The sequence below is a fragment of the Actomonas spartinae genome (assembly GCF_051209155.1).
In the GTDB taxonomy this organism is placed as follows: Bacteria; Verrucomicrobiota; Verrucomicrobiia; order Opitutales; family Opitutaceae; genus Actomonas.
This window is the reverse complement of the sequence record NZ_JBPJGB010000003.1, coordinates 286,298-312,129: the sequence shown is the minus strand read 5'-3', so window position 1 is coordinate 312,129 and position 25,832 is coordinate 286,298. Positions and strand designations below refer to the sequence as shown.

Annotated in this window: 20 protein-coding genes and 2 tRNA genes; 12 read left to right on the top strand and 10 right to left on the bottom strand. The window is 64.5% G+C overall.

All coding sequences use genetic code 11. The annotated features are described in order from the left end of the window. Positions 1-24: 24 nt before the first annotated feature. Complete coding sequence (locus AC0MRV_RS16280; RefSeq protein WP_472765557.1) at positions 25-3,984, top strand: S8 family serine peptidase; 3,960 nt, start codon at positions 25-27, stop codon at positions 3,982-3,984. Positions 3,985-4,006: 22 nt separating this feature from the next. Here the strand turns inward: AC0MRV_RS16280 and AC0MRV_RS16275 are convergent, their stop codons facing one another. Further along, on the bottom strand, positions 4,007-4,729 hold the full coding sequence (locus tag AC0MRV_RS16275) for a M14 family metallopeptidase (protein ID WP_472765556.1): 723 nt from the start codon (positions 4,727-4,729) through the stop codon (positions 4,007-4,009). A 95-nt stretch (positions 4,730-4,824) separates the two neighbouring features. Between AC0MRV_RS16275 and AC0MRV_RS16270 the strand changes: the two genes are divergently transcribed. Together AC0MRV_RS16270 and AC0MRV_RS16265 are read left to right on the top strand one after the other, a co-directional pair. Further along, on the top strand, positions 4,825-6,162 hold the full coding sequence (locus AC0MRV_RS16270; RefSeq protein ID WP_472765555.1) for a glutamate--tRNA ligase: 1,338 nt from the start codon (positions 4,825-4,827) through the stop codon (positions 6,160-6,162). A gap of 121 nt (positions 6,163-6,283) precedes the next feature. Then, the gene (locus AC0MRV_RS16265; protein ID WP_472765554.1) at positions 6,284-7,342 is read left to right on the top strand and encodes an N-acetylmuramoyl-L-alanine amidase; all 1,059 of its coding nucleotides are present in this window, start codon (positions 6,284-6,286) and stop codon (positions 7,340-7,342) included. Here the strand turns inward: AC0MRV_RS16265 and AC0MRV_RS16260 are convergent. Continuing rightward, on the bottom strand, positions 7,293-8,384 hold the full coding sequence (locus tag AC0MRV_RS16260; RefSeq protein WP_472765553.1) for a phosphotransferase: 1,092 nt from the start codon (positions 8,382-8,384) through the stop codon (positions 7,293-7,295). The genes AC0MRV_RS16265 and AC0MRV_RS16260 overlap by 50 nt on opposite strands. Positions 8,385-8,555: 171 nt before the next feature. Between AC0MRV_RS16260 and AC0MRV_RS16255 the strand changes: the two genes are divergently transcribed. Further along, positions 8,556-8,641: transfer RNA gene (locus AC0MRV_RS16255), tRNA-Tyr, on the top strand. A 306-nt stretch (positions 8,642-8,947) separates the two neighbouring features. On the opposite strand, the gene AC0MRV_RS16250 is transcribed toward AC0MRV_RS16255, so the two are convergent. The 3 genes from AC0MRV_RS16250 to AC0MRV_RS16240 all read right to left on the bottom strand — a co-directional run bounded on the left by AC0MRV_RS16250 (position 8,948) and on the right by AC0MRV_RS16240 (position 12,508). Next, positions 8,948-10,018 carry a 3-keto-disaccharide hydrolase gene (locus AC0MRV_RS16250; RefSeq protein ID WP_472765552.1) on the bottom strand — a complete coding sequence of 357 codons (1,071 nt, stop codon included), beginning with the start codon at positions 10,016-10,018 and terminating at the stop codon, positions 8,948-8,950. 37 nt (positions 10,019-10,055) lie between these two features. Further along, entirely contained in the window at positions 10,056-11,588 is a 1,533-nt protein-coding gene (locus AC0MRV_RS16245) for a YifB family Mg chelatase-like AAA ATPase (RefSeq protein WP_472765551.1), read from the bottom strand. 65 nt (positions 11,589-11,653) lie between these two features. Further along, positions 11,654-12,508, bottom strand: coding sequence for a hypothetical protein (locus AC0MRV_RS16240; protein WP_472765550.1), 855 nt, complete (start codon positions 12,506-12,508; stop codon positions 11,654-11,656). Between the two features lie 108 nt (positions 12,509-12,616). Between AC0MRV_RS16240 and coaE the strand changes: the two genes are divergently transcribed. The 7 genes from coaE (at position 12,617) to AC0MRV_RS16205 (ending at position 21,663) form a co-directional block, all read left to right on the top strand. After that, positions 12,617-13,210: a dephospho-CoA kinase gene (gene coaE, locus AC0MRV_RS16235; protein ID WP_472765549.1), complete on the top strand. Its 594-nt coding sequence runs from the start codon at positions 12,617-12,619 to the stop codon at positions 13,208-13,210. Between the two features lie 50 nt (positions 13,211-13,260). Next, complete coding sequence (gene rho, locus AC0MRV_RS16230) at positions 13,261-15,273, top strand: transcription termination factor Rho (protein ID WP_472765548.1); 2,013 nt, start codon at positions 13,261-13,263, stop codon at positions 15,271-15,273. A gap of 33 nt (positions 15,274-15,306) precedes the next feature. Continuing rightward, on the top strand, positions 15,307-17,010 hold the full coding sequence (locus AC0MRV_RS16225; protein ID WP_472765547.1) for a GspE/PulE family protein: 1,704 nt from the start codon (positions 15,307-15,309) through the stop codon (positions 17,008-17,010). 103 nt (positions 17,011-17,113) lie between these two features. Next, entirely contained in the window at positions 17,114-18,196 is a 1,083-nt protein-coding gene (locus AC0MRV_RS16220; protein ID WP_472765546.1) for a type IV pilus twitching motility protein PilT, read from the top strand. A 65-nt stretch (positions 18,197-18,261) separates the two neighbouring features. Further along, positions 18,262-19,953: a GspE/PulE family protein gene (locus AC0MRV_RS16215; protein ID WP_472765545.1), complete on the top strand. Its 1,692-nt coding sequence runs from the start codon at positions 18,262-18,264 to the stop codon at positions 19,951-19,953. Between the two features lie 11 nt (positions 19,954-19,964). After that, the gene (locus AC0MRV_RS16210; RefSeq protein WP_472765544.1) at positions 19,965-21,239 is read left to right on the top strand and encodes a type II secretion system F family protein; all 1,275 of its coding nucleotides are present in this window, start codon (positions 19,965-19,967) and stop codon (positions 21,237-21,239) included. A gap of 4 nt (positions 21,240-21,243) precedes the next feature. Continuing rightward, positions 21,244-21,663 (top strand): hypothetical protein, encoded by a 420-nt coding sequence (locus tag AC0MRV_RS16205; RefSeq protein WP_472765543.1) that lies wholly within the window; start codon positions 21,244-21,246, stop codon positions 21,661-21,663. A 55-nt stretch (positions 21,664-21,718) separates the two neighbouring features. Here the strand turns inward: AC0MRV_RS16205 and AC0MRV_RS16200 are convergent, their stop codons facing one another. The 3 genes from AC0MRV_RS16200 to AC0MRV_RS16190 are packed head-to-tail and all read right to left on the bottom strand — an operon-like array spanning position 21,719 to position 23,940. Beyond that, positions 21,719-22,705, bottom strand: coding sequence for a 3'-5' exoribonuclease YhaM family protein (locus tag AC0MRV_RS16200; protein WP_472765542.1), 987 nt, complete (start codon positions 22,703-22,705; stop codon positions 21,719-21,721). Further along, entirely contained in the window at positions 22,698-23,258 is a 561-nt protein-coding gene (locus AC0MRV_RS16195) for an isochorismatase family protein (protein WP_472765541.1), read from the bottom strand. Before AC0MRV_RS16195 ends, AC0MRV_RS16200 begins: the two co-directional genes overlap by 8 nt. 22 nt (positions 23,259-23,280) lie before the next feature. Then, positions 23,281-23,940: a metallophosphoesterase gene (locus AC0MRV_RS16190; protein ID WP_472765540.1), complete on the bottom strand. Its 660-nt coding sequence runs from the start codon at positions 23,938-23,940 to the stop codon at positions 23,281-23,283. Positions 23,941-24,015: 75 nt separating this feature from the next. Here AC0MRV_RS16190 and AC0MRV_RS16185 point away from each other — a divergent pair, with 75 nt between their 5' ends. After that, the gene (locus tag AC0MRV_RS16185) at positions 24,016-24,579 is read left to right on the top strand and encodes a hypothetical protein (RefSeq protein WP_472765539.1); all 564 of its coding nucleotides are present in this window, start codon (positions 24,016-24,018) and stop codon (positions 24,577-24,579) included. Between the two features lie 255 nt (positions 24,580-24,834). Here the strand turns inward: AC0MRV_RS16185 and AC0MRV_RS16180 are convergent. Both AC0MRV_RS16180 and radC read right to left on the bottom strand, forming a co-directional pair. After that, positions 24,835-24,926, bottom strand: a tRNA-Ser gene (locus AC0MRV_RS16180). A gap of 84 nt (positions 24,927-25,010) precedes the next feature. Then, entirely contained in the window at positions 25,011-25,733 is a 723-nt protein-coding gene (radC, locus tag AC0MRV_RS16175; protein ID WP_472765538.1) for a RadC family protein, read from the bottom strand. Positions 25,734-25,832 lie beyond the last annotated feature (99 nt).

Below are 25,832 nucleotides of genomic sequence, written 5' to 3'. Positions count from 1 at the left end.
CCGGTGCCGCCTCTGTGTCTGCGAATGCTAGACACGACTATGATCCGGGGCCGTTGGTTTGTTGTGACCGCGCTGGCCTGCTTCTTTTCCCTCAGTGTTGTCGCCGCTCCGGAATCGGAGGACCTCGCGACTTTGCAGTCGGGGCTCATCCCGAAGCGCGAGGTGGGGGCGGATGTATTCATCGCCGACAATCCGAGCTACGATGGTCGCGGGGTGGTGATCGCGGTTTTTGACACCGGGGTCGATCCCGCGGCGGCGGGACTGGCCGTGACGACGACCGGTGCGCGCAAAGTGGTTGATATCATCGATGGCAGTGGTAGTGGAGATGTTGATACGAGCGCCGTGGCGCAGCGCGCCGCAGACGGCACGCTGATTGGTTTGAGCGGCCGCGTGCTTACGCTGCCGGATGGGGTGAGCAATCCCAGCGGTGACTTCCACCTCGGCCTCAAGCGGGCGGCGGAACTGTTCAGTGGTTCGGTTTTTGGCCGCTTGCAGTCGCGCATCGAGGCGTCCTGGGAGGCTGAGCTCAGTCTGGTGCGCGCGGCGCGGGAACGCGAGGACAGCGAGGAACTAGCAGCCGCGCGGAAGAAGGCGGCGGCGGATCGCACCCGGGCGGAGTCCGATCAGGTCGCGCGGGCCGAGTTGCGGGAGGCGCTGGAGGATGGACTGTTGGGGTCCGGACCGGGACCGATCTTCGATTGCGTGGTCTGGCATGACGGCACCCATTGGCGCGTCTTGATCGACACTGATTTTGACGGTGATATGGCCGATGAAACGTTGCTGCGCCCCTATGGGGTCGCGGGCGAATACGGCACCTTCGACGAAGAAACCCATGCCACCTTCGGGGTGCAGGTCTACGAAGGGGGGGATTTGCTTTCGATCGTCACCGTGAGCGGCACGCACGGGACGCATGTGGCTTCGATCGCCTCGGCGCATTTCCCGGACAATCCCATTCGCAATGGCGTCGCGCCGGGGGCTCAGATTCTTTCGATCAAGATTGGTGACATCCGGACTCGCGGGAGTTCCTACGGTTTGAGTGAGCGCCGCGCACTTGCGGCGGCGGCACAGCACGGGGTGGACATCATGAACGCGAGTTGGGGGGGCTCGAGTCTCTTTCAGGACGGCAAGGATGCCAACAGCACGCTCTACACCCGCATGGTCGAGCGCTACGGCATCCTCGCGGTCATGTCGGCGGGTAATGAAGGACCGGGACTCAGCACCGCCGGGTCCGCGGGCGGCGAGGCATCCCGTGTGCTCGGTGTGGGTGCTTATGCCTCCGCCGACATGGCGCGAGTGCTCTACAATGCGGTGGATCGCAGTCCGGATGCGGCCCTGCAGTTTACCAGTCGTGGCCCCACCAAAGACGGCGATCTGGGGGTCGACGTGATGGCGCCCGGCGCCGCTTGGGCGGCCTACTCGGCGGAATCGTTGCGCGGCGCGGAGATGATCAATGGCACCTCCATGGCGGCGCCCAATGCTTCGGGCGTGGCGGCCCTGGTCATGAGCGCCGCCAAACAAAACGGCGTGAAGGCGTCGGCCGTGTTGATGCGGCAGGCGCTGATGCTGGGCGCATCGGCCTTGCCGGCGGAGGACAACTTCACGCAGGGACAGGGCATGGTGAATGCGCCGGGCGCCTGGGCCAAACTGCAGGCTCTGCAAAACGAGCCCGCGTTCAGTGCCTACTACGACCTGGAGATCGAGGGTGGCTCCTTTGCGGCCGAGGGTCGTGGTCTTTACCTGCGCGAAGACCTCACGGAGCCGCGGCGGCGGGTGGCGGTCGCGGTGACGCCGGCCTGGGGCGATGACGTCGACAGTGAGGCGCGGTATGGATTTGAGACCGACCTCATCCTGACCGCCGCGGATGATTGGGTGCAGGTTCCTGACTACCTCCACGTGGCCAATGGGACCCGACGTTTTTCAATGTTCCTGGACATTCCGCCAGTCGATGCGGCATCCGCCCAGAACGGCGGCGTGCTGATGAGCCGCGTCGATGCGCGAGTGGCTGAAAAGCCCGAGCTCGGCGTGGTGTTTTCCATCCCGATCACGATCGTCCGTCCGGCGGTGGACGCGTTCGTAAACAACGAATTGAAGACGAAGGTGGAACTGTCGCCGGCCGAGACGGCGCGCCGATTCTATGAGGTGCCGGCCGGCGTGGAGCGACTGCAGATGCAGGCAACGCACCGCGCGGCCGATCCGGTGGCGCGCCGGTTTTTTGTGCAGGCCATCACGATCGCGGCGGAGTCGGCGCAGAACACCTATAAAGAGGAAGTGGTGGAATGGGTGGAGGAAGGTGATGCGTTTGAGATGAACATTCCGGTGAAGGCCGGGCACGTGGTGGAGCTGGCGTTCAACCAGTATTTTTATTCGGCGGGTGACGTTACGCTGGAGCTCGACCTCAAGTGGGTCGGCGTGGGCGCGCCGCGCGCCGCGGTGGTGATGGAGCCCAATCAAGCTTGGCTACCGTTGGAGTTGAATCCGGGAAGCGATCTCACGGCTTCCGTGTCTCCGAAGCTGGAGCACGCCGTTTCGGTTTATCTGCCGACCCAGGCCTCGGAGTTCTTCGACGACGAACGCGGGGAGCTGCCGGCGTCGCCGCGCCACCCGGGCCCGCAACGTGAAGCGCAGGTGCGGCTGGTGTATGAACTCAACTTCAAGGAGGCGACGGAAGCGGTGTTGCTCAATATGCAGGACTACGATGCCTCCGATGGCATCGGCGGCGGCCGCACCACTTTGGTGCATGAGTCCGGCGAGGTGCTCTATGACGGGTTTCCCGACGCCGAACAATCGATCGAGTTCCCGGAGGGTAAGACCACCGTGATCGCCGACTTTGCCGCGTTCGATGCCGCTGCGCTGCAATCGGTGAAAACCTTTCCACTGCGGGTCGCCCGTCCGCTCGATTCGCCGAAGTCGCTCGGCGTCGCGCCGGACATGCGGGCGCGTTTCGCGGGCCGCACGTCGAAGTCGGTCGACCTGCGGGCCGGCCGTGAGTCGATCGTGATGCTCAAGGACACGGCGGTCGACGATCTGGCCAAAGTGGAACCCGCCCCCGACTACTTCGTCGGCACGATCGCGTTCAGCGACGCCGACGATCATCCGGTGATCGAGTTGCCCCTCCGCTATTTCCTCGGGCAGTCGCCCGCGAAGGTCACCAATCAGGATCCGAAGGCCAAACCGGCCAAAGACCTGAAGACCGCCGTCGAGAAACTCGACGATGGCCTCACCGATGCGCAACTCGCCTTCCTGCGGGATGAACGTTTCAACGACGATGCGGCGGTGCAGGCCCGTCGCGCGGAGGTCTTGCAGCACTTGCTGACGACCCGGCCGGAAGACCCCCGGGCCTTGGTCGAGCAGGCGATCGACGGCGCGGTGGCGGGCGGATTCGCCAGCGAGATCTGGGGCAAGTCGAGTGCCGACGAGGACGACACGGAGGCAGCGGCCGAAGGCGAGGCTGAGGCCGCGCCGGCAACGGCAACTCCCGCGCCTGATCTCGCAACGGTGCGCGGCTGGCTCGACGAGGCCGCGGCGTTGGCGGCCCCCAACGCTGTGAGCGCCTTCTTTGGCGCCAAGCCGGTCGCGGCTCCGGGCGACTTGGAGAAGCGCGACGAAATCGCTGCGCGGGAAAAGGAGTTGTCCGGCGACCGCGATACGCTGGCGACCATCGAGCTGTTGCGAGCCGACCTGGCCCGCGCTGAAGACGACCTTGACGGCGCGTGGGCGCACTGGGCGGAGCGCGGTCGTTGGGAGGACAAACCCTCGGATCGGGCGACCGAGTTGGAAGCGCTGCTTTATCGAGCGGGCGGTCAGCTCGGGCTTTATCTGGAAACACTCAATGCGCGGATCGACGAGGCTCCCTACGATCGGGACCTCCTGGAAGAACGCATCGAACTCTACCGCGAATTGGGATGGGAGCGACTGGCGCTGGAGCAAGAATGCCTGCTCGCGTGGCGCAAGGCCAAGCAGGCCTACCTGAAGCAGCTCAACTGAGTGGCCCCGGAGTTCCGCGCGCTCAGCTCGCCGTGCAATCAATCGCGCGGCGAGCGATTGCGACGTGAGTGTCGACGCGGGCGGCCATCGGCCGCGCGCTCGGCGTCTCGATCGTATAGCACAGGTCGGTGTGATGGCGGCGCAGGTAAATGGCTTCCGGCCATTGCTCGCGCAGCGCCGGGTCTGATTCCGGTCGGATGATGCCTGGCTCGTCGATCGGGCGTCCGTCAATCACTTCGGCCGGATCGATCGGCAGTTTCTCCAAACCGGCGGCGCGGAGTGCGCGGGCGTGGCCGCGCGTGGAGGTCGTATTGAGTTCGTAGAGGTAAAACCCGGTTGCCTCCCAATCTTCGTGCAGGCACAGGGCGAGATCGAAGTTGGGTTGGCGTTCCAGCCACCGCACGTGCGCGGCGACTTCGACCGATTGTGGTGATTTGTAGTCGCGGTTGAGGTCGATGCCTTCGTCGTTCTCCCGGCGGTCGGCGGTGAAGCCGGTGGGGTTGAGCATGGGCACCAGCAACCACGTGGCGCGTTGGTCAAAGACGCCGTCGCGCAACAGCTGCAACAAGGCCAGCGGGGCCGCGGGTTCGTCGCCGTGCACGCCACAGGAGAGGTAGATGCGGGGCCGATGGGCGCGGGGTGGGCGAGGGCGTTTGGAGTAGGCGAAGAGGGGGACGCTGCCGACTTCGGTCAGCGGTTCCTCGACGAAGCCCTGCCGCAGTGCCTCTGCCCGGAAGTCGTTCATGAATTGGGCGGGGTCCAAAGGGCAGGTTTTGACAGCAGACACGCGGACGTTCTTGTTGGCGGGTCTCGTCTGTCTCAAGCCGCGTTTTTCCTCCCATGTCCCAAGTCCGCGTTCGTTTCGCTCCCAGTCCCACGGGGTTCTTCCACATCGGCAGTGCCCGCACCGCCCTGTTCAACTGGCTCTATGCCCGCCACACGGGCGGCACCTTCATCCTGCGCGTGGAGGACACCGACAAGGAGCGCAACAGCGAGGCCTTCCTCAATGTGATCTACGAGAGCATGCGCTGGCTCGGTCTCAATTGGGACGAGGGGCCGCAGGTTGGCGGTGATTTTGGCCCCTATCGCCAGAGCGAGCGGGCCCACGTTTACGCCGAATATTTGGAAAAACTCCGCGCCACGGGGCGCGTTTATGAGCAGGACGGTGCGACTTGGTTCAAGATCTCCGGCGAGCCGCAGATCATCGAGGATGCCATTCGCGGCCGGGTTGAGCGCACGGAGGAGAAGGACTTCGTGATCATCCGCTCCGATGGGAACCCGGTGTTCCACTTTGTGAACGTCGTCGACGACATCTCCATGGGCGTGACGCACGTGATTCGCGGCGAAGACCACCTGTCCAACACCAGCAAACACACCGAGCTCTTCAAGGCCTTCGGTGCACCGCTGCCGACCTTTGCCCACATCCCGCTCATCCTCAAGCAGGACGGGCCGGGTAAAATGTCGAAGCGCGACCAGGGGGCGCTCATTGAGGAGTATCAGCAGCGCGGATACTTGCCGGAGGCGGTGGTCAACTTCCTCTGCTTGCTGGGCTGGAACCCCAAGGACGACAGCGAGAAGATGCCGATCAGTGAGATCATCGAGCGCTTCGATTTCCCCGGGGTAAACCAAAGCAATGCGCGCTTTGATGACCGCAAGATGGCGCACATGAACATGCAGTATCTGCTGGAGCTGCCGGCCGCCGATTATCTGGCCCGGGCGCGGCAGTTCTTCGGCCAGACTGAGGCTAACGCCGCCGTCATGGCGGCGGCGGACGAAGCCTACTTTGCCGATGTGATCGCGATCAGTCAGCCCAAGGTGAAGGCCATCGATGAACTGCCGGACTACACGGTGTATTTCTTTACGGAGGACTTTCCATGGAACGACAAGGCGGTGAAGAAGGTGCTGAAGAAAGGCGAACCCCTGGATCGCTTGCGCGAGCTGCGTGACCTGCTGGCGGGCGATCTTGATCTCGCTGATGAGACCGCGGTCGAAGAGGCGATCAAAGCCTTCGCCGAAGCGCAGGGGCGCGGGTTCGGCGATTACCAAGCTGTGGCCCGACTGGCCACGACGGGCACCAACGCCGGGCCGGGGCTGACCCAGATATTCCGCGTCCTTGGCAAAGAAAAGGTTCTGGCCCGCTTCGATCGTTTCATCGCCCAGCCTCCGGCGGCGGAGTGATTCCGTCATGGCGTGGCTGAGAAACGTCTGCCTTTTGTTGAGCGCACTCTGCTGGGCAGGGTGTGAGACGGTGCCTGAGCCGCCGCCACCGCCACCGCAGGCCGTTGAGCCAGTCGTTGAGGTGAAGGTTGAGCCCGAGCCGGTTGTCGTCGTGGAGGAGATCGTCGAGGCTGAGGTGGCCCCGGTTGAACCGCCCGTTCCGTTCCCCGGGACGCGGTTGGCGCGTGCCGGCGACGAGATCATGGTGGCGGGGCAATTGTTTCACATTGGGACTCCGGTGGTGCTTTGGACGGACCCCGGTGGTTACGACGGTTATCGGGTGGAGCGGCGCTTCGCGCCATGGGCGGAGGCAGACTGGCCGCAGAGCCATGCCGCCAATCCGCAGCTTTCGACTCCGAACCGTTACGGGGTTCGCGAGGCCGTGCTCACGGCGGCGCAAATCGAGCGCGTTCGCGGTGGCGGTTGGGAGCTGCCCTTGCTGCAGGACGTCGTTGATCAGTTCGTGCTGCACTACGATGCGAGTGGAACGAGCCGTCGTTGTTTTGAGCGGCTGCACGACGATCGTGGGCTGAGCATCCACTTCATGTTGGATGTGGATGGCACGATCTATCAAACGCTCGATCTCAAGGAACGGGCTTGGCATGCGACGATCGCAAACAGCCGGTCGATTGGCATCGAAATCGCGAATATCGGCGCCTATCCGGACTCCGGGGCAAAGCCTCTGCTGCAATGGTATGCGATGTCGGAAGACGGGAAGGCCGAGCTGCGGATCCCGGCCGACGCGCATCCGGAGGCATTGCGAAACCCGGCGGCCGCGCTGCGGCCCGATCGACCCGATATGATCGCCGGTCCGATTCACGGGGAGACGTTTTACCAGTATGACCTTACGCCGGCGCAATACACGGCCCTGGCCAAACTCACCGCGGCCTTGTGCACGGTTTTCCCGAAGATCCGTTGCGAGGTGCCGCGGGCTGCTGACGGCGCGGTGCTCACCAGCACGATGGAGGCGGAGGCATGGCGGTCCTTTGGCGGGGTGCTGGGGCATTTCCATATTCAGCGCAACAAAGTCGACCCCGGGCCGGCGCTGCAGTGGGAGCGGCTCTTGGCGGAGGCCCGCGCGCTGATGGCGCCTACGCCCGCGCCGCCTGCAGTGCCCGATGAAACTCCCACGTCGCCTTGAGGAGGCGGGCCTGACGCTGTTGGCCGCGCGTGTTTAGCGCCATGGCCATACTGAAGTAGCCGTCGATGAGCGGGTAGAGTGCGGGATCCGGCACGCCGTGGCGCGCGATGAAAGCGTCACGAAAAACCTGATACCAGTTGCGGTCGCCGAAGGGCGACAGACCCGGCGCGTTCCAGTCCACCGCGTAGGTGAAATCCAAGGCGTCGTCGTCGAAGCCCGTAACGTGAACCCACTCGGAGCGCAGGGCGAGCAGTTCGCCGGTGGCGTAGGACACGTATTTGACCAAGTCGAAGAGGGCGGGGCCGACGCTGATTCCGGCGACCGAAACGGGATCGATGAGTCGCAATGCCGGGATCGTATCGTCCGGCGGCACGGCTGCGGTTGATGCCCGACGCCAGAGCAGGTTCTCGAGGAAAAAGTCTCCGTGCAGGCGGACCGCAGGGCTGGCGTCGAGCTGGGGCAGCAGGTCCGAGTGGTTGCGAATGGTGTTCCACGCAGCCCGAGGTCCGGCAACGTCGTCGCCGTTGAGCCGGATCATGGAAGCTTCCAACAGGGGAGGTAGGGTGGGGTCGGTCGTCAGGCCCGCGAGTGCCTCGGTTACGGTTTGATGAAAATGCTCCGACAGCGGCGCCGGCGAGGTGCTTCCTTTATGGAGGTCGCCGACGACGGCTTGGGCGAGTTGGGATTGAAAGTCGTCGATCTCCGACTGTGGCAAAAGATCGGCGGCATTGGCCGCGTGGGCGCCGGCGTCGCGATGCGCGGCGTAAAACGGCATATCGTAGCCGATATTTCCGTCCGAATCCCATGCGGCGAGGACCGGGGGAAAGTGGCGCGCGGCAGTGGGCTCCAGTTGTTGCAGAAAGCGGATTTCGCGACGCAGCGACTCAGCGCCCCAAGGGCCGGCGGTGGTGGTGGCGGATTTGTTGTGTTTGCGGACTCGACGGGATCCGTCCGGCATCTCGAGAAGCTCGGTGGAATCCCAATAGCCGCTCTTGAGCTGGCGCAGGACACGACCGGGAGGCGGAGATGCGGGAGACGGCATGACTTTGGGGGGGGGGGACAGAGCTTAACTCGTTGGGGCTACGAGGAGAACGAGGAGGTGAAACGCGGGCGGCGACGGGTCAAACGGGAACGTTTTTCGCCTGAAAGGAGAATGATGAAAAAAATCCCTTGAACTTTGGGCCTTCGCCCGTGAACTACGCCGTTCCCTCACGGTGAGATACTCAAGTGGCCAACGAGGGCAGACTGTAAATCTGCTGGCATCCGCCTACGGTGGTTCGAATCCACCTCTCACCACCACTTTCGAAACCCTCGGTCAAACGACCGGGGGTTTTGTGGTTTTGGAACCAGGATGATTGTGCCCCGCGAGAGGTGGATGAGAACCTTGGTTCGACGGAGCGGAGCCGCGAGCGGCGGAGCGGAGAAGGGGCGCAGCGCAGCTGCGAGGGCGCAGCCCTTGGCCGCTAGGCCAACCAATCCACCTCTCACCACCACTTTCGAAACCCTCGGTCAAACGACCGGGGGTTTTGTGGTTTTGGAACCAGGATGATTGTGCCCCGCGAGGTGACAGCGTGCACAGACAAGGATGTCGGTGCGCCTCTTGGGCTAGGGCGCCCAGAGGTCGCGCCAGCTGAGGCCGGCGTCGAGGATCGCTTGGAGGCGGGCCTTGATGCGCTCGGGTTGCAAGCGCGGGGTGCCGCCTGAGCTGAAGGCGATGCGCAGGCCGGCCGCTTTGGCGGCTTTGAGTTGGGCGACGGAGGGCGGACCATTGCGGTCGTTGAACAGGGCCAATGTGCCGCGGGCGGCGAGGTGGTCGAGTTTGGCGCGCTCACCAATGGAATAGGACAGGGTGAATCCGAGCCGGCGGGCGGCTTCCAATTGGGCGGCTTCCTGGGCGGCGGAGTTGGCAGTGACGCCGAAGTCGATGAGGGGGAAGTTTTGGTCGGAAAGGCGGCTGATCAGCTCATCCAGTTCGAGGTCCTGCAGCGGGACTTCCAAAGAAGGTTCATCGGCGGGCAGGACGCGCACCCGCAGTTTGCGGTAGCGGACAACGCTGCCCGGATCGTGGCCCTGCAGGGCGAAGGTGCCGGCGGATAGGCGGCGGGCTTTCTTGTCGTTGGCGCGCCAATGCTGGGAACCCTCGGTGTATTGGCAGATCAATTCGCCGTTGATGAAGGTTTGGATGGTGCGGCCCACGACCTTGATGCGGTATTCAAACCACTCGTTGTCGGCGACGGGCGAGCGCCAGTTGTTGCGCACGGCGTAGATCGAGCCGGTCATCTTGCGTTCGACGTAGTCATCCGGTTTCGCGGGCGGGCGGGTTGAGTTGATGACCTGGCATTCGTAGCCGGTGGTGGGCCAGGGATCGGGGGCGAGTTTGGTGTGGATGTAGATGCCGGAGTTGGACCCCGGGGTCGTCATGACCTCGGCGGAGAACTCAAAGTTTTTGAAACTATGCCCGTTGACCTCGCCCACGTAGAAGAGGTGGGAGCGATCGCCACGGGAAACCAGGGCGCCGTCCTCGACGGTCCAAGTGCCGGGGTTCTCGTTGGCCTGCCAACCGGAGAGGGACTTGCCGTCAAAAAGCGACTGCCAATTGGCATTTTGAGCGAACGAACCCAGTGGCGCGAGGAGCGCAACCGCACAGGTAATGAGGGGCGAAGGCGAGAATTTCATAGGGGAGAGGAGTCGAGCAAAGCGGATGGGGCCGAGATTAGCCAGCCAGCGATCGATCGAGACTGCGGTATTGGATCGCTTCGAGCAAATGGGGAGCCGCGATATGTTCAGCATCGGCGAGGTCGGCGATGGTGCGGGCAACTTTGAGGATACGATCGTAGGCGCGGGCGGAAAGGGAAAGCTGCTGCATGGCGCGCTCGAGCAGGTCGCCCAGTTCTCGCGAGATCGGCGCGTGGCGTCGCAACTCGGGGTGACTCATACGCGCGTTACAGGTGGTGGCTCCACTCCCGAGTCGCGCAGCCTGCCGCTGGCGGGCATGCACGATTCTCGCCCGCATTGCGGCGGAGGGCTCGCCGGGTTGGGCGGCCCGCAAATCGCCGACCGACACCGCCGGAGCCTCAACGTGCAGGTCAATGCGATCGAGCAAGGGGCCGGAGACGCGGGCTCGGTAGCGCTGCACCTGCGCGGGCGTGCAGCGGCAGGTATGGGTGGTGTCGCCCAAGTAGCCGCAGGGGCAGGGGTTCATGGCACTGACCAACATGAAGGCGCAGGGCAGGGTGATCTTGCCCGCGCTGCGGGAAATGGTGACCCGGCCGTCTTCCAAGGGTTGGCGCAGGACCTCGAGGGCGCTGCGTTTGAACTCGGGCAACTCGTCCAAGAACAGGACCCCGTGATGGGCGAGGGAGACTTCGCCGGGACCGGGGATGGTGCCACCGCCCAGCAGGCCGACGTCGGAGATGGTGTGGTGCGGGCTGCGCACCGGGCGTTGCCCGAACGGTTGCGCTCCATCTCCGCCGGAGGGTGTCGTGACCGATTGGATACTGAGAATTTCCAGGGCCTCGTCCAGTGAAGGTGGCGGCATGATTGAAGGGACGCGTTTGGCGATCATCGATTTGCCGGATCCCGGGGGGCCGATCATCAGAATGTTGTGCCCGCCGGCGACCGCGACCTCGATGGCGCGGCGCACGGCGTGTTGGCCTTTGACGTCCGCGAAGTCGGGCACGTTGGCCGGCGCCGCGGCGGCGGTCTGGAGCGGCGTGGCCACGGGAAGTTCGATCATGCCGGCCAGAAAGCGAAAGGCTTGGTCGAGCGACTCCACCGCATGCACCTCCAGTTCTTCGACCAGCGCGGCCTCGGCGGCGGAGCCGGCGGGGAGCAGGACTCCGCGCTTGCCCAGTTGGCGGGCCAGTCGCGCGATCGCGAGAGCGCCGCGGATAGGGCGGGTGGCGCCGGAAAGGCTGAGTTCGCCGGCAATGAGATAGTCATCGAGCCGTTGGGCCTGAAGACGCGAAGTCGCGGCGAGCAGGCCGAGGGCGATGGGCAGGTCGTAACAGGGCCCTTCCTTGCGAAGGTGGCCGGGGGCGAGGTTGATGGTGGTGCGGGTGCGCGGTTTTTCGAAGCCGCTGTTGGTCAGGGCGGAGCTGACGCGATCGCGGGACTCCTTCACGGCCGCGTCGGGCAGGCCGACGATGACGGTTTCGGGAGCACCGGTCTCGCCGGCGTTGACCTCGACGTGCACCAGCGCGGCTTCGATGCCTTGAAGCGCGGCGGAGTGGATGGTCGCGAGCATGGACGGGCAGACTGGGCGGGCAGGCCAGTCCCGCGGCGGTGGTTGGACGGTGGGTGAACGGGAGGTCAGGCTGACTTGCTGGTGGGCAAGCCGGCGATGATATCCACGTTGCGTTCAATGGCGTCGAGATAGGGATTCGGACCCGCCGGGTAGGGGCGCGCCAAGTAACCATAGACTTGCCCGAACTCGTTATCGAGCTTGGGCAGCACCACGTGTTTCCAAAACGCGGGGGTCTTGGCGACGAGGTCTTCTGGCGTTTTGAACAAGCGCTCCGAGAGTGGCACCTGCAGGTAGTCGTCGGACTGCTTGAACTCGTCGAACAGAATGCCGAGTTCGTCCGGGTAGTCGACCGCGGCCATCTGGCCAAGGTAGTCGGCGGTCGCCACGAAAGCGCCCAGAAGACGGTCCTGCGGGCGGCTAAAGTAGAGCTGATTGATCTTGGCGTCCGGCCCGGTGCAGCGGATCGCGCCCATCACCGTCGAGAGTTCGGGGAAGCGCACGCCAAACTTGGGCAGGTGGGACGCCGCGACCGCGCAACTGCGCAACACGTGCGCGTAGGTGAAGCGGGCGCCGCTGCCGTCGCCGTCGGCGTCGGTCTTGAGGTAGCCGGAGTCGTGCAGCAACACCGCCACGAGGCCGAGTTGAAACTCGCGTTCCGTGATTGAAGGTTGCCCACCGTGCACCACGAAACCGTTCATCAGCTCCGCCATGCAAAGCGAGGCCTGCAAGGTGTGTTGGTAATCGTGATACCGGACGTCGATCTGGCGGAACCCGGGAAACCGTCCCTCGAACATGGCCCGGACCATATCGAACGTTTCCTCGAACAGCGCGGCGTCACTTTCCGGAAAGGCGTCGACCAGCAGATGGCGGATCGCGGCTTTCACGGCGTCCGCGTCTCGGGTGTCGACATCAGGAAACATGGGACTATGCAAACGGGTTGGTTAAATCGGACGCGGGGTTTCGTTTGTAAATAAATTGCGAGAAAAACGGGCAAGCTCATTTATGCCACCCCAAGCAGGGAGGCGGCCATGATCGTCGGGATCACTGGAGGCATGGGCTGCGGAAAATCCACCGCAGCGAAACACTTAGCCGATCACGGTTACCGTCTGATCGACTCAGATGCGCTGGTTCGTGAGGAAATTCTGCGCGATCCGGTGGTGATTTCGTCGGCGCGAAGCCGCTGGGGGGCGGAGGTGATCGGCGCCGATGGCGAATTGGACCGGCGGGCCTTGGCGGCTCAGGTCTTCGCCGATGACACGGAACTGGCGGTGCTTGAGTCGTGGGTTCACCCGCGGCTCTACGCCCGGTGGCGTGATCTGTTGCGTCGTGAACCCGGCCAGCATTGGCTGATCGAGGTGCCACTGCTGTTCGAAAAGGCCTTGGAGAATTGGTTTGATTTCATCGTCTGCGTCGCCTCAAGTGCCGACGTTCAGCTCGCCCGGTTGACCCAGCGCGGAGTTCCCCATGCGCTTGCCGGGCAACGTATTTCGAAGCAACTGCCACTGGCGCGAAAACTCGCCTTAGCCGATCTGGTGCTGTGGAACGACGGCTCCCTCCCGTTCCTGCGGGAACAGATCGATTCCCTCCACGAGCGACTCTGCTCTCTGCGGGAAGTCAACTGAGCGCAAGTCGGGCGCGCCGCCTGTATTTCTTCTCTCCCTTTATCTCCCCCATGGACGAATCCGTAAATCCCGTCGGCGAAGACTCCTCCGCAGAAGTCCCGGCCAAGAAAAAAACCGTCAAGCGCGCGCGCACGACGACCAAGAAGACCACCGCCAGCCGGAGCCGCAAAACGGCGGCCAGCGCGGAAACCGGTGAGTTGAATTTGGGTGAAGGCGCTCCCACCGGCGGTGGCGAGACGGGGGGCAGTGATGCTGCCGCCGAGGCCAATCAACCAACCCGCGGCGAACGCAGTGCCCGCAGCCGCTCCCGCGGCCGCAAGCCGAAGCCCGACGAGGCCAGTGCTCAGCCCGCCAAGGAGCCATCGGCGGCAGAAGCGTCGGCTCCCGTCGCCGCGGAAGCCAAGCCGACTGCGACCGAGGCGCCCAAACCGGCGTCGGCGGAAAAAGACGGTGACGACTCCTCCGCCCCGGCGGAAGCACGCCCCCCGCGTGAGGAATCCCGCGGCGATTCCGGCAACGGTCGCGGGCGCGATCGTGATCGCGATCACGATGAAGGCGGTTCCGACAACGGTGGTTCCGGCGATGGCGACGAGGGCCCGTGGTGGAAAAACAAGAAGGACCGCAAGGGAAAGCGCGGCAAGAAGGGCAAGTGGAAGAAGGGTGATCCCAAGGACCGCCCTCCGCCCCAGCCACTGCCGCCCGGCATGGAGGAAGTGAAGCTCGGCGACCTGCCGGACCGCGATGGCTTTGACGACCTCGCCGCCCTCGACAGTGCCGCCCAGGCCGTGCGCGAGTCCAAACTGCCGCCCATCAATCTCGAGGCCCTTTACCCGCTCGGCATCGCCGAGCTCGGCACCCGCGGCGCCGCTCTGGGGGCCAGCATCGAAGGGGTGCCCGGTCGCCGCCAATGGCTGGAGGCGATCTTCCGCACCGCCGCCGAGAAGCAGCTCCCCATGTGGGACCACGGTTGGCTGGACATGACCGATGACGGTTACGGTTTTGTGGTGCACAAGCACGTGTCCTACCGCCTGTATCCGGAGAACGCCTACGTGCCCGCCTCGCTGGTGAAGCGTTACGGGCTCAAGCGCGGCCACGAAGTAGAAGTCATTGTGCGCCCGCCGGCGGCCGGCGAGCGTTGCCCGGTGGTCATCGGCATCGAATCGGTCATGGGCCGCGAACCGGAGTTGGCCGCTGGCGTGACGCCGTTCGAGGAGCTCGAACCCTACTACCCGCTGCAGCGCATCATGATGGAAGCGACCGGCGTGCATAAGGACATTTCGATGCGCGCCGTCGACCTGCTCACGCCGACGGGATTCGGGCAACGCGGCCTCATCGTCGCGCCGCCGCGCACCGGCAAGACGGTGCTGATGCAGAACATGGCGAACTCGATTTCGCACAACCATCCCGACACCAAGTTGATCCTGTTGCTGATCGACGAACGTCCGGAAGAAGTGACCGATTTCCGCCGCCACACCAAGGGCGAGGTGGTTTCGTCGACCTTTGATGAGGCGCCGACCAATCACGTTCACGCCGCTGAGATGGTGATCGAAAAGGCCCGCCGTCTGGTCGAACTCGGCCAACATGTGGTCATCCTGTTGGATTCGATCACGCGTCTGGCCCGCGCTTACAATGCGCTGGCGGGCAACTCCGGCAAGATCATGTCCGGTGGTATCGAGGCGACCGCGTTGCAGAAGCCGAAGCGCTTCTTTGGTTCGGCCCGCAACATCGAGGGCGGGGGCTCGCTGACCATTCTCGGCACCGCCCTCATCGACACCAACAGCCGCATGGACGAGGTGATCTTCGAGGAGTTCAAGGGCACCGGTAACATGGAGCTGCACCTCGACCGCGGTCTTTCCGACAAGCGCATCTTCCCGGCGATCAACATCGACCGCTCCGGCACGCGCAAAGAGGAACTCATCTACCACCCCGACGAAATGCAGCGCGTCTACGGGCTGCGTCGCGCGATGCAGGGTATCCCGCCGGTCGAGGCGATGGAGATGTTCATCACCCGACTCCGCAAGACGAAGTCCAACGCGGAGTTCCTGATGAGCCTCAACCGCTAGGCGCCGCGGCCAACCCGCTTCCGACCGTGCTCCATGCCCACCGCGACAGACATCGTTATCGAGCTGGCGCGGAGGGCGGGTTGTTTTTCGGAGGCGGATCTGACCGCCGCGCGTGAGCAACAGGCTCAGCACGTCAGCGAGCCGGGCGAACCGTTGCCGCTGACCGAGGTGCTGGTTGCGCAAGGTAAGCTGTCCGAATCGCGTATTTGCGAGCTCCTGGCGGAGGCCTTTGCCTTGCCGGTCGAGCGGCTCGACGGCCGATCGGTGCCGGGCTCCGTTCTCGCCCTGCTCGAAGTCGAGCATGCGCGGCGTTATCACGCGATGCCCTTGGAGTGGCAGGGGGATAGGTTGCGGGTGGCGATGGCCGATGCCCACGACTTCGCGGCGGTCGACGAATTGGCCTTGGTTTGCGGTCACCCCGTGGAAGCGGTGCTGGCCACCCGTTCGGAGATCCGCGCCGCGATCGGGCGCCACTACGGCGACGCAGCGGCGGATGATCTCGCAATTGAACCCGCCACCCCGTCGACGGGCGCGATTGCGGCAAGCGATGGCGACGGGGCGGAGGACGCACCGGTCATTCAACGGCTGCACTCGCTGATTGCCGACGCGGTGCGCCGGCGGGCTTCGGATATTCACCTTGAGCCGCTCGAACGGCGTTTCCGCGTGCGCTACCGCATCGACGGTCGATTGCTCGAAGTCGAGGGGCCGCCCAAGCGCATGCAGCTGCCCTTGATTTCGCGCGCCAAGATCATGGCCGAGATGTCGATCGCCGAAAAGCGCCTGCCGCAGGATGGTCGCATTCAGCGGACGTTGGACGGTCGATCGATCGATTTGCGGGTTTCCTCGGTGCCGACCGCTCATGGCGAAAGCATCGTGATGCGCCTGCTTGATGCCGACGGGCTGAAGCCTGACCTCGGCGAACTCGGTCTGCTGCCGGAGGACGAGCAAAAGGTGCGCCGCCTCGTCGGGCAATCCGACGGCATGGTGCTGGTCACGGGGCCAACGGGCTCGGGCAAAACCACTACGCTTTATTCCTGTCTGCATGCGATCAATCGGCCCGATCGCAAAATCATCACCGTTGAGGATCCGGTCGAATATCAACTCGCCGGCGTCAACCAGGTCCCGGTGCGCGCCGACGTGGGGTTGACCTTTGCGGCTGCGCTACGGGCCATGCTGCGCCAGTCGCCCAACGTCGTGATGGTGGGCGAGATTCGGGATCGCGAAACGGCGGAGATCGCGATCAATGCCTCGCTCACGGGGCACCTCGTTTTTTCCACGCTGCACACCAACGACGCGCCTGGGGCGGTGAGCCGCCTGGTCGACCTCGGGGTGAAACCCTTTCTCATCGCGAACTCGTTGCGGGCGGTGGTGGCTCAGCGCTTGGTGCGCCGCGTCTGTGAGGCCTGCGCGCAACCGGAAGCGATCAGCGAAGCCGCGCGCGCAGTGTTTGCGGCCCACGGGGTCGATCACGCCAGCGCGACCTGCCGCAAAGGGCGGGGATGCGCCGACTGCAACGGCACCGGCTACCGCGGTCGGATCGCGATCTTTGAGTTTTTCATGGTCGACGAAGACCTGGCCCGGCTGATCCACGATCGGGAAGACCTGCCCAAGCTCCGGGTGGCGGCGCGTCGGGCAGGCCTGCGCACGTTGCGCGAAGACGGCCTTTCCAAGGTGGTCCGAGGTCTCACCACGTTGGAGGAAGTCTTGTCGGCCACGCTCGCCGACGACTCTTACTAAAAAACGCGTTAAATGCTTTCCAATCCGCTCTTTCCCGGCCTTCGCGGTTGCGCTCGGCGGCTGCCACGGGTTACGGGTTGGGTATCCCCAACACACTGAGATCATGAGCTACGAAATGAACGACCTGCTCGAACTTGTCGTCGAGCAGAACGCCTCCGACCTCCACTGTCAGGTGGGCCAGCCCCCGACGCTCCGCTTGAGCGGCAGCATGGTGCCGATCGAAGGTCCCAATCTCACCCCGGCCGACACCGAGGCGCTCATGCTTTCGATCACGCCGGACGCGCACCAGCAGACCGCAAAGTTGGAGGGCGGCGCCGACTTCGGTTTCGCCTACCTCGACAAAGCTCGTTTCCGCGTCTCGGTGCTCAAAGCCAAAGGCGCCTACGGGCTCGTGCTGCGCCAGATTCCCAACCATATGTTCGGCCTGCGGGACATCGGTCTGCCCGACAAGATTCGCGAGCTGCTCTATCGTCCGCGCGGGCTCATTCTGGTCACCGGTCCGACCGGCTCGGGCAAGTCCACGACGCTGGCCTCGATGATCAACTACATCAACGAGCACCGCGAAGGGCATATCATCACGATTGAGGACCCGATCGAGTATTACCACGACCACAAGCGCTGCATCGTGACGCAGCGCGAGATCGGACAGGACGTGCCGTCGTTCGCCGAGGCCATTCGTCGCGCGCTGCGTCAGGATCCGGACGTCATTCTGGTGGGTGAAATGCGCGACTTGGAAACGATCGAAGCCGCCATCAGTGCGGCCGAGACCGGTCACTTGGTATTCGGCACGTTGCACACCAACAGTGCGGCCAAGACCATCGACCGCATTGTCGATGCCTTCCCGGCGAACATGAAGGACATGATCCGCACGCAGCTCGCCTCGTCGATCGTCGCGGTCGTTTCCCAGGTGCTGTGCAAAAAGATCGGTGGTGGCCGCATCGCGGGCTACGAAATCATGGTCACGACGACCTCCATCGCCTCGCTCATTCGCGACAACAAGACCTTCCGCATCCCGTCCGACATTCAGACCGGCGCGGGCCTCGGTATGATCACCATGGATACACATTTGATGAGCATGGTGAACCGTGAATTGATCACGCCGGACATGGCGGTGGAAAAGGCGCAGGACCCGGAGGGTATGCGCAACAAGCTGCTCGATATGGGCATGCAGCTCAGCGAGGTCTGAGCAAAACACGCGTCCGGAACGCCCGGTTTTTCCGCCAACGATAACCCGCCGCAAACACGTCGACCATGTTTGCGGCCCACCATCACGTGCTCGAAGCCCTGTTGCGCGCGAGCGAGGTGGTGGCTGACGAGCAACTGGATGCCGCGCTGGCCGAACACGAGTCGACCGGGCGCTCGCTGGGCGAGGTGCTGCTTGCGCAAGGAACGGTCGCGCTGCCGCAATTGCTGGAGGCGATTGCCGCCCACCTCGGCTACCCCTGCGAAACGACGCCGCCCGATCAATTGCCGGGCGAACCCGCCAGTCTGATCTCCGGCGACCTCGCCCGTGCCTACGGCGTGGCGCCGGTGCGCGCGACCGCTGAGACCGTCGAGGTGTTGGCGACCGATCCCTTCAACCATCGGCTCGTGGAGGAACTGACCTTTGCGGTCGGCCGCGACGTGCGCGTGGTGGTGGCCGATCCCGCACGCGTGGAGACGCTTATCAAGCAGCATTACGGAGAGGACGAAGCGACCCTCGAAGACATGCTGGCCGACGTGGCCGCGCTCGATGGCGCGGAGGACGGTGCGGCCCTCAGTGCGGTTGAACTCGAGGCGATGGCGGAGCAGGCGCCACTCATCCGCTTCGTCAATCTGGTGCTGGCCCAGGCGATCAAAGACGGCGCGTCGGACGTGCATTTCGAGCCTTTCGAGCGGGACTACAAAATTCGCTACCGGGTCGACGGCGCGCTTTACGAAATGGCGCCGCCGCCGCTGCACCTTGCCTTGCCGATTGCTTCGCGCCTGAAGGTGTTGGCCAATCTCAATATTGCCGAACGGCGGGTGCCGCAGGACGGCCGCATCAAGATTACCCTCAAGGGCCGACCGGTGGACCTGCGCGTGTCCACACTACCGACCCAGTTTGGCGAGTCGATCGTGCTGCGCGTGCTCGACCAAGGGGCGGTGCGTTTGGAGCTGAATCAGATTGGTCTGCCGGTGGAGATCGAGGCCGGGTTGCGTGATGTGATCAAGCGACCCAACGGCATCCTGGTGGTCACCGGACCCACCGGCTCGGGCAAGACCACCACGCTCTACAGTTGTCTGCGCGAACTGAACGACCCGGAGCGCAAGTTGCTCACGGCCGAGGATCCGGTGGAGTATGAGATCGAAGGCGTGATGCAGGTGCCGGTGAACGCGGGCATCGGGCTGACCTTCGATCGCGCGCTGCGCACCTTTCTGCGGCAGGACCCGGATGTGATCATGGTCGGGGAAATCCGTGACGTGGAGACTGCGCGTATCGCGATTCAGGCTTCATTGACCGGGCATCTCGTGCTCGCGACCCTGCACACCAACGACGCGCCCGGCGCGATGACGCGGTTGATCGATATGGGCGTCGAGCCCTACCTCATCAGTTCAACGCTCTCGGGCGTGCTGGCGCAGCGTTTGGTGCGGCGGATCTGTGAACAGTGCAGGGAGGCTTACGTGCCGGACCGCGCACTGCTGGAGGAACTCGCGATGCCGGAAACGTTGCGCGATGGACGGCCGTTTTTCCGCGGCTGCGGCTGCGAACGCTGCGCCGGCAGCGGCTACCGTGGGCGCAGCGGATTGTTTGAATGGTTGCCGATCACCGAGACGATGCGGGGCGACATCGTGATCGCGGCCGCGGGTGTTGACCTGCGCCGGCGTGCTTTGCGCGAAGGCATGCAACCGCTGCGCGCGGCGGGTTGGGCGGCCTTGCTTTCCGGCATTACGACGGCAGAGGAAGTGCTGCAATACACCTGAGTTTTCGCGCCATGCCGACCTACGCCTACATCGCGATTGATGCCAGCACCGGCAAGGAGCTGCGCGGTTCATGTCAGGCGGGCAGCGTCGCGCTGGCGACGGCGGAGCTTAAGTCCCGCGGACTGTTTCCCACCGATCTGTCGACCGCGCCGGAGGCGAAGGCGGAGCAGGCTTACGCGGGCCGGAAACCACGCCGCGGCGCCGCGACCTTTCCGCTGTGGGCCCGGTTGACGAAGCCGCGTGGCACCAGCGGCCCGAAAGCGCGGACCTTGTTCACGCGACAGCTCGCCACGATGCTCAAGGCGGGCATGCCTTTGCTGCGGGCGATTGAAGTCTTGGAGCGGCAGCAGCGATCCGGCGCACTCAAACAAGCGATCGGCGGGGTGGCGGATACGATCCGCAGTGGCGGCAACTTGTCGGACGGACTGGCGCAGTATCCGAAGCTTTTTGACCGGCTGTATCTCAATATGGTCAAGGCTGGCGAGGCGGGCGGCGCGCTCGATGTGGTGCTGCTGCGCCTCGCGGATTTTCTGGAAAAAGCGCAGCGGATTCGCGGCAAGGTGAAGGCCGCCATGACTTATCCGTTCATCATCATGGCGGTTGCGGTCGCGGTGGTGAGTGCGCTCATCGTTTTTGTGATTCCACGCTTCGAGAGCATTTTTGCGACCATGCTCAAAGGGCGTCCGCTCCCCGCGCTCACGCAGGCGGTGCTCGCGGTGAGTGATTGGGTGGAACAAAACCTGGCGGTGAGCGCGATCGCGATGGTGGTGGGCGTCGGGTTGCTGCGCTGGCTGGCGGGCACCGGGCGGGGCACCCGGGTGGTGGACCGGGCGCTGCTGGCGCTGCCGGTGATCGGCGATTTGAACCTGAAGTCAGCCGTCGCGCGCTTCACCCGCACCTTGGGCACCTTATTGAGCTCCGGCGTGCAGATTCTCGATGCCTTGCGCATCACGCGAGAGACCGCGGGCAACGTGCATGTGGCCGAGGCGGTCGACGCGGTGCGCTTGCGGGTCAAGGCGGGCGAAGGCGTGGCGCGGCCGCTGGAGGAGACGGGCGTATTCCCGGCCATGGTGCCGAGCATGATCGAAGTGGGCGAGGAGACCGGCCAGTTACCCGCGATGTTGGAGCGGGTGGCGGACACCTATGACGAGGAAGTGGACAACGCGGTCACGGCGCTCACGTCGATTCTCGAACCGATTATGGTTGTGATCATGGCGGTCGTGGTGGGCACCATCGTGGTTGCGCTGTTCCTGCCGTTAGTGAGCATCGTGCAGTCGCTGAGTTAAGAAAATGGATACACCCGCAATCGAAACCGGAAACCTCGGCGAGCTGGATACGGGAGGCAGCGACTGGGTGGTGGGGTTTGGCGGTGCGGAGGGCGTGCAGGCTCACTCGCCGCTGCGCTCTGTCGGACCCGAAGATTTGGCGCGCGGGCCATGGATCAAGTGGGCGCGGCATGCGGCGGGCGACCCGGGTGGGGGCGACAAACCGGTGAGCGTCGGGCGGACGCTGTCGGTCTTGGTGAGCCCGGCCGGGCTGTTTCGGGTCGAGCTCAGCCGGGTGGCGGATTTTTCATCGCCGTCGGCTCAGGTCGTCGAGTTGCGCCGCCCGGGTGATTATGTGATCTGGGGCGCAGGCTGGCACCACCGGTGGACCGTGGTGGAGGACTGCACGATCATGACGGTGCGCTGGGAGCCCGCGGCAGACTGAGACCGGAGAGCGGGACCGGGTTCAGCGACCCCGGCGACAGCGATTGAACCGGGGGCTACTCGGACGGTGGCAGGGGCTCGACGAGCAGGGCGCTGTTCAAGCCCATGAGGCGTTCGCTGAATTGTTCAGTATCCGGGGTGGTGCGCAGGGCGCGTTGCACCATGCCCATGCGGGCGTCGAGGTTGTCGATCATGGAGACGAACACCGCCTCGGGGGTTGCCGCGTAAATGGCCGCGCCCCAGGCCGGTTCGCCTTGGTGACTGAGCACGATGTGTTCAAGCCGCTCCAGGCGATCGGCATCGAGTTTGGCGCGCAGGCCGGCTTTGCGCACGATGGCGTAACCAAGCACCACATGGCCCTGCAGGATGCCTTTGCGGGAGCGCTTCGCCCCGAGCGCGCCCTCGTATTCGGTGACCTTGCCGGTGTCGTGAACGAGGATGCCGGCCATGGCGAGATCGGGGTCGACTTCGCGGTAGAGCGGCAGGAGGGCCTTGCAGGCTCGGGCCATGTGCAGGGTGTGCTCCAGCAGGCCGTGGCGGTAGGCGTGATGCATGGCCGTCGCGGCCGGGGCGGTGCGAAAGGCGTCGCCGAGTTCTTCGAACACGCCCCGCACCGTCATGCGCAATTCGTCGTGTTGGATAAACTCGATGAGACTCTCGAATTCGCGCCACATTTCCACCGGATCCTCCGGCGGCACCTCCACGAGCGCGGCGAGCGCACCGGAAGCCTCGAGGGCGGCTTCGTCGAGCGGTTTGAGCGCGCCGAGTTTCGGCGAGAAGCGGCCTTGGTAGAAATCGACCCGCCCTTCGACCTGGAAGGCATTGCCCTCGGCGCCGCCGGCGAGCAGGTCGTATTGCGGATGATCGCTCCAAAGGTTGGCGTTGAAGCTCCCGGTGCGGTCGCCGAACTCGAGTGATAGGAACGGGTTGCCGTTGGAAGCGGTCTTGGTGGTGGCCTTGCGCACGAGCAGGACGGCGGTGAAGGACAGGCCGCCGCCCATGGACTTGAGGTCGGATACGGTGGGGAGGGATTCGTCAGGCATGGGATTTCACCAGTTGGGTAAAGGATTTGAAGAACGGGTGCGCGGTGTCGTGCAAGAGGGCATAGAACACCGTTTCGAGCGGCAGCACGTGCACGCCGTGCGCGCGCAGGGCGGTGAGGGTCGCGGCGGCGTCTTCCGATCGACGGGCACCGATCGCGTCGCTCAGCACAGTGACGGCGATGTCCTGGTTGAGGGCTTCGAGCGCGGTTTGATACACGCAGATCGGAGTTTCGATGCCGCAGAGCAGCAGGTGCTCCACCTCAAGGTCACGCAGGTGGGCGCTGATCTCCTCGGTGGCGAGCGCGGAGAAGGTGCTCTTGGCAAAAACCGGGGTGTCTGGGCCGGCGGCAGCGAGGATGGAGGTGTTGGTCGGCCCGAGTTTGGCGGGGACTTGCTCCGTGAGGGCGGTGGCGATCCCGAGTCCGCGAGCGGCTTGCAGAGCGAGAGCACAGCGGCGGGACACAACGGCACCGTCGGTGATCGCGCCGATGAAGGGCGGCTGCATGTCGAGGCAGAGGAGGAGGGCGCCGGGAACGGAAGCAGAATCAGACATAGGGGAAGGGAGGGGCTGGGCGTCAGCCGAAGTAGCGCTGCGCGGCGCGCACTTGCACGAAGCGTCGGTCAGGGAGCACGTAGGCCGTGAGGTGGCCGCCCATGACGCAGGCGGTGTCGATGCCGGCGGACCACTTGAGTTTATAGATATCGGGGCGGGGCGTGTGGCCGTAGACGACAAAAGGGGGCCCACTCCAAAGATCGGCCCAGAGCACGCCGTCGGTGCATTCGGCGCGTTTGCGCGGTTGACCGTCGCGATCGACGACTTGGATACGGGTCACGGTGTCGGCGTCCTGTTGCTGCCAGGGGATCCCGGGGAGAAAACCGCCGTGCACACAGACCACGTTGATCTCGGGCAGGTGGAGGGTGAGCGGCAGCGATTCGAGCAGATCCCAGTCCGGCGGGCGCAACACGGCCAGCGTGGCGGCGTCGGTTTCCTTGAGTTTCGATTTAAAGCCGGAACGGCGGTGTTCGAGCAGGCGCAGCTCGTGGTTGCCGAGCAGGATGGTGGCTTGGATTTCCCGGGCGATGTCGAGCACCCGCAAGGTGTCGGGACCCCGGTTGACCAGATCCCCCAGCAGCACCACCCGGTCATCGCTCGTCGGGGCCAGCCGCTTCAGCAGCGCGCTGAACTCGGCGTGGCAGCCGTGGATGTCGCCGATAATGATGGTGCGTCCGGTCATGCAGGGAGGAGGAAAGGCGGAAAAGCCAGGGGCTTTTTGCTAGCTTCGGCAATGCCGGGCTCTAGACAAGGGTTCATGGATCTGAATCTGCCTGCCATGGCGACCACCTGCTTTGTGAGCGGCGAAGAATTCGTCGAGGATGAGCGCGTCATCAGTCAGCTGGTGCGTCTCGCGGATTCGGGGGAGATCGCCCGGTTTGATTTGAAAGCGGAGCGGGAGGAGTCCTTCGAGGCGCCGGGTCGGTTGGCCTGTCGGTGGGTGCAGCGTTTCAAGCCGCGGGTGGCCAATGAAAATCCGGAAAGAGAGCTGAAACTGACTGCCGAGAATCTGTTTCTGACCCTGGCCGATCCGAGCAATGAGCTGTCGGAGGAAGATGGGCGTTTGGTGCAGTTTTTGGCGCTCATGTTGGAGCGCAAGCGGCTGATTCGTCCCAAGGGACGCAACGAGGATGGCAGTAAGGATGTTTATGAGCATCGCGGTTCGAAGACCCGTTGCGAGGTGCCGGTGGGGGAGCTGAATCCGGCCTTTTTCATCGCCGTGCAGGAGCAATTGTCGGTGCTGGTAGGCGCACCGGAGGAGGAGGCCGCCGCAGGCGGAGAATCCGGTGGCAGCGCCCCAGCGTCGGGCTCGGCGGAGTGATCGGGCGCAGGCGCCTCGCCTACACCTACAGCTTCGTGCGAACGTGATTACCCGTTCGTGGCCCGCGGAGAGAGGGGGATTGGCCGCGCGGCGCCTTGGAGGCGGCCCTTCTGCGTCCCGTTTTGCCGGACTTCGCCGGCTACGAGCCATGCGAGTGGTTTGATACCGCAGGGTTCAAAATTCCCCTCAGGTTATTCGTGCTACGTGCACGCGGCGGGACCGGCTGGCTGGGCCCTTTGGGGTTCCTCCCCTCGCTGGCGGAGAGAGGGGGATTCGAACCCCCGGAAGGCTGTTACACCTTCAACGCTTTAGCAAAGCGCCGCTTTCGACCACTCAGCCATCTCTCCGAGCGAGGGGGAGAAGGCAACGCGCCCTGTCCCCCGTGGCAAGGCGATTTCTTGCGAAAACATGCGGGGATTCTCGCGTCCCGCTCAGATAACGCCGGCGTCGCGAAAACTGTAGTGCCCGAGTCCGAGGGGGTCGGCCGCCGGGTGGCCAACGATGATGTGGTCCAACAAGTCGATCTCAACAATCTGGGCCGCTTCGCGGAGTTGGCGGGTGATGCGCACGTCGGCCGCGCTCGGCGCCGGATCGCCGCTGGGGTGGTTGTGCACACAAACCACGGCCGCGGCAGATTCTTTGATGGCGGCGCGAAAAACCTCCCGCGGATGGACCAAGGTGGCGGTTGCCGTGCCGCTGGTGACTTCGACCCGGCGAAGCAGGCGGTTCTTTCGATTCAGGCACAGAACCCAAAACTTCTCGACGGCAAGGCCGAGCGTGTGCGGTCGGCAGAAGGTGGCGATCTCCTGCGGCGTGCTGAGTTGCGGCGCGACCGTGTTGCTTGAGGCCACGACCCGTCGGGCGACTTCCATCACCGTCAGCAGCTGCAGCGCTTTGACCCGACCGATGCCACGCAGTCGGGTGAAGTCTTTTTCCGTCCAGCTCAGCAGATCGGCAAGCGAGCCAGCGGCGGCGAGGAGCTTTTCCGCCACGGCGAGCACGTCGTGCCCCTGCGTGCCGCTGCGGAGCAGCATGGCGAGGAGTTCGGTGTCGCTGAGCGCGGTGGGGCCGGAGCGCTGCAGTCGTTCCTGCGGGCGTTCGTTTACCGCCATGTCGCGCAGGCGGGAGGTCGGGGGAAATGGGTTGTCTTCCATGCGGGCGTTCCCGTCTGGAACGCGCCTCGACCGGAAAATCTTTCAGTCCACGCCAAAAAAAGGCCGAGGCGTGGTGCCTCGGCCTCGACCTTCGATTGC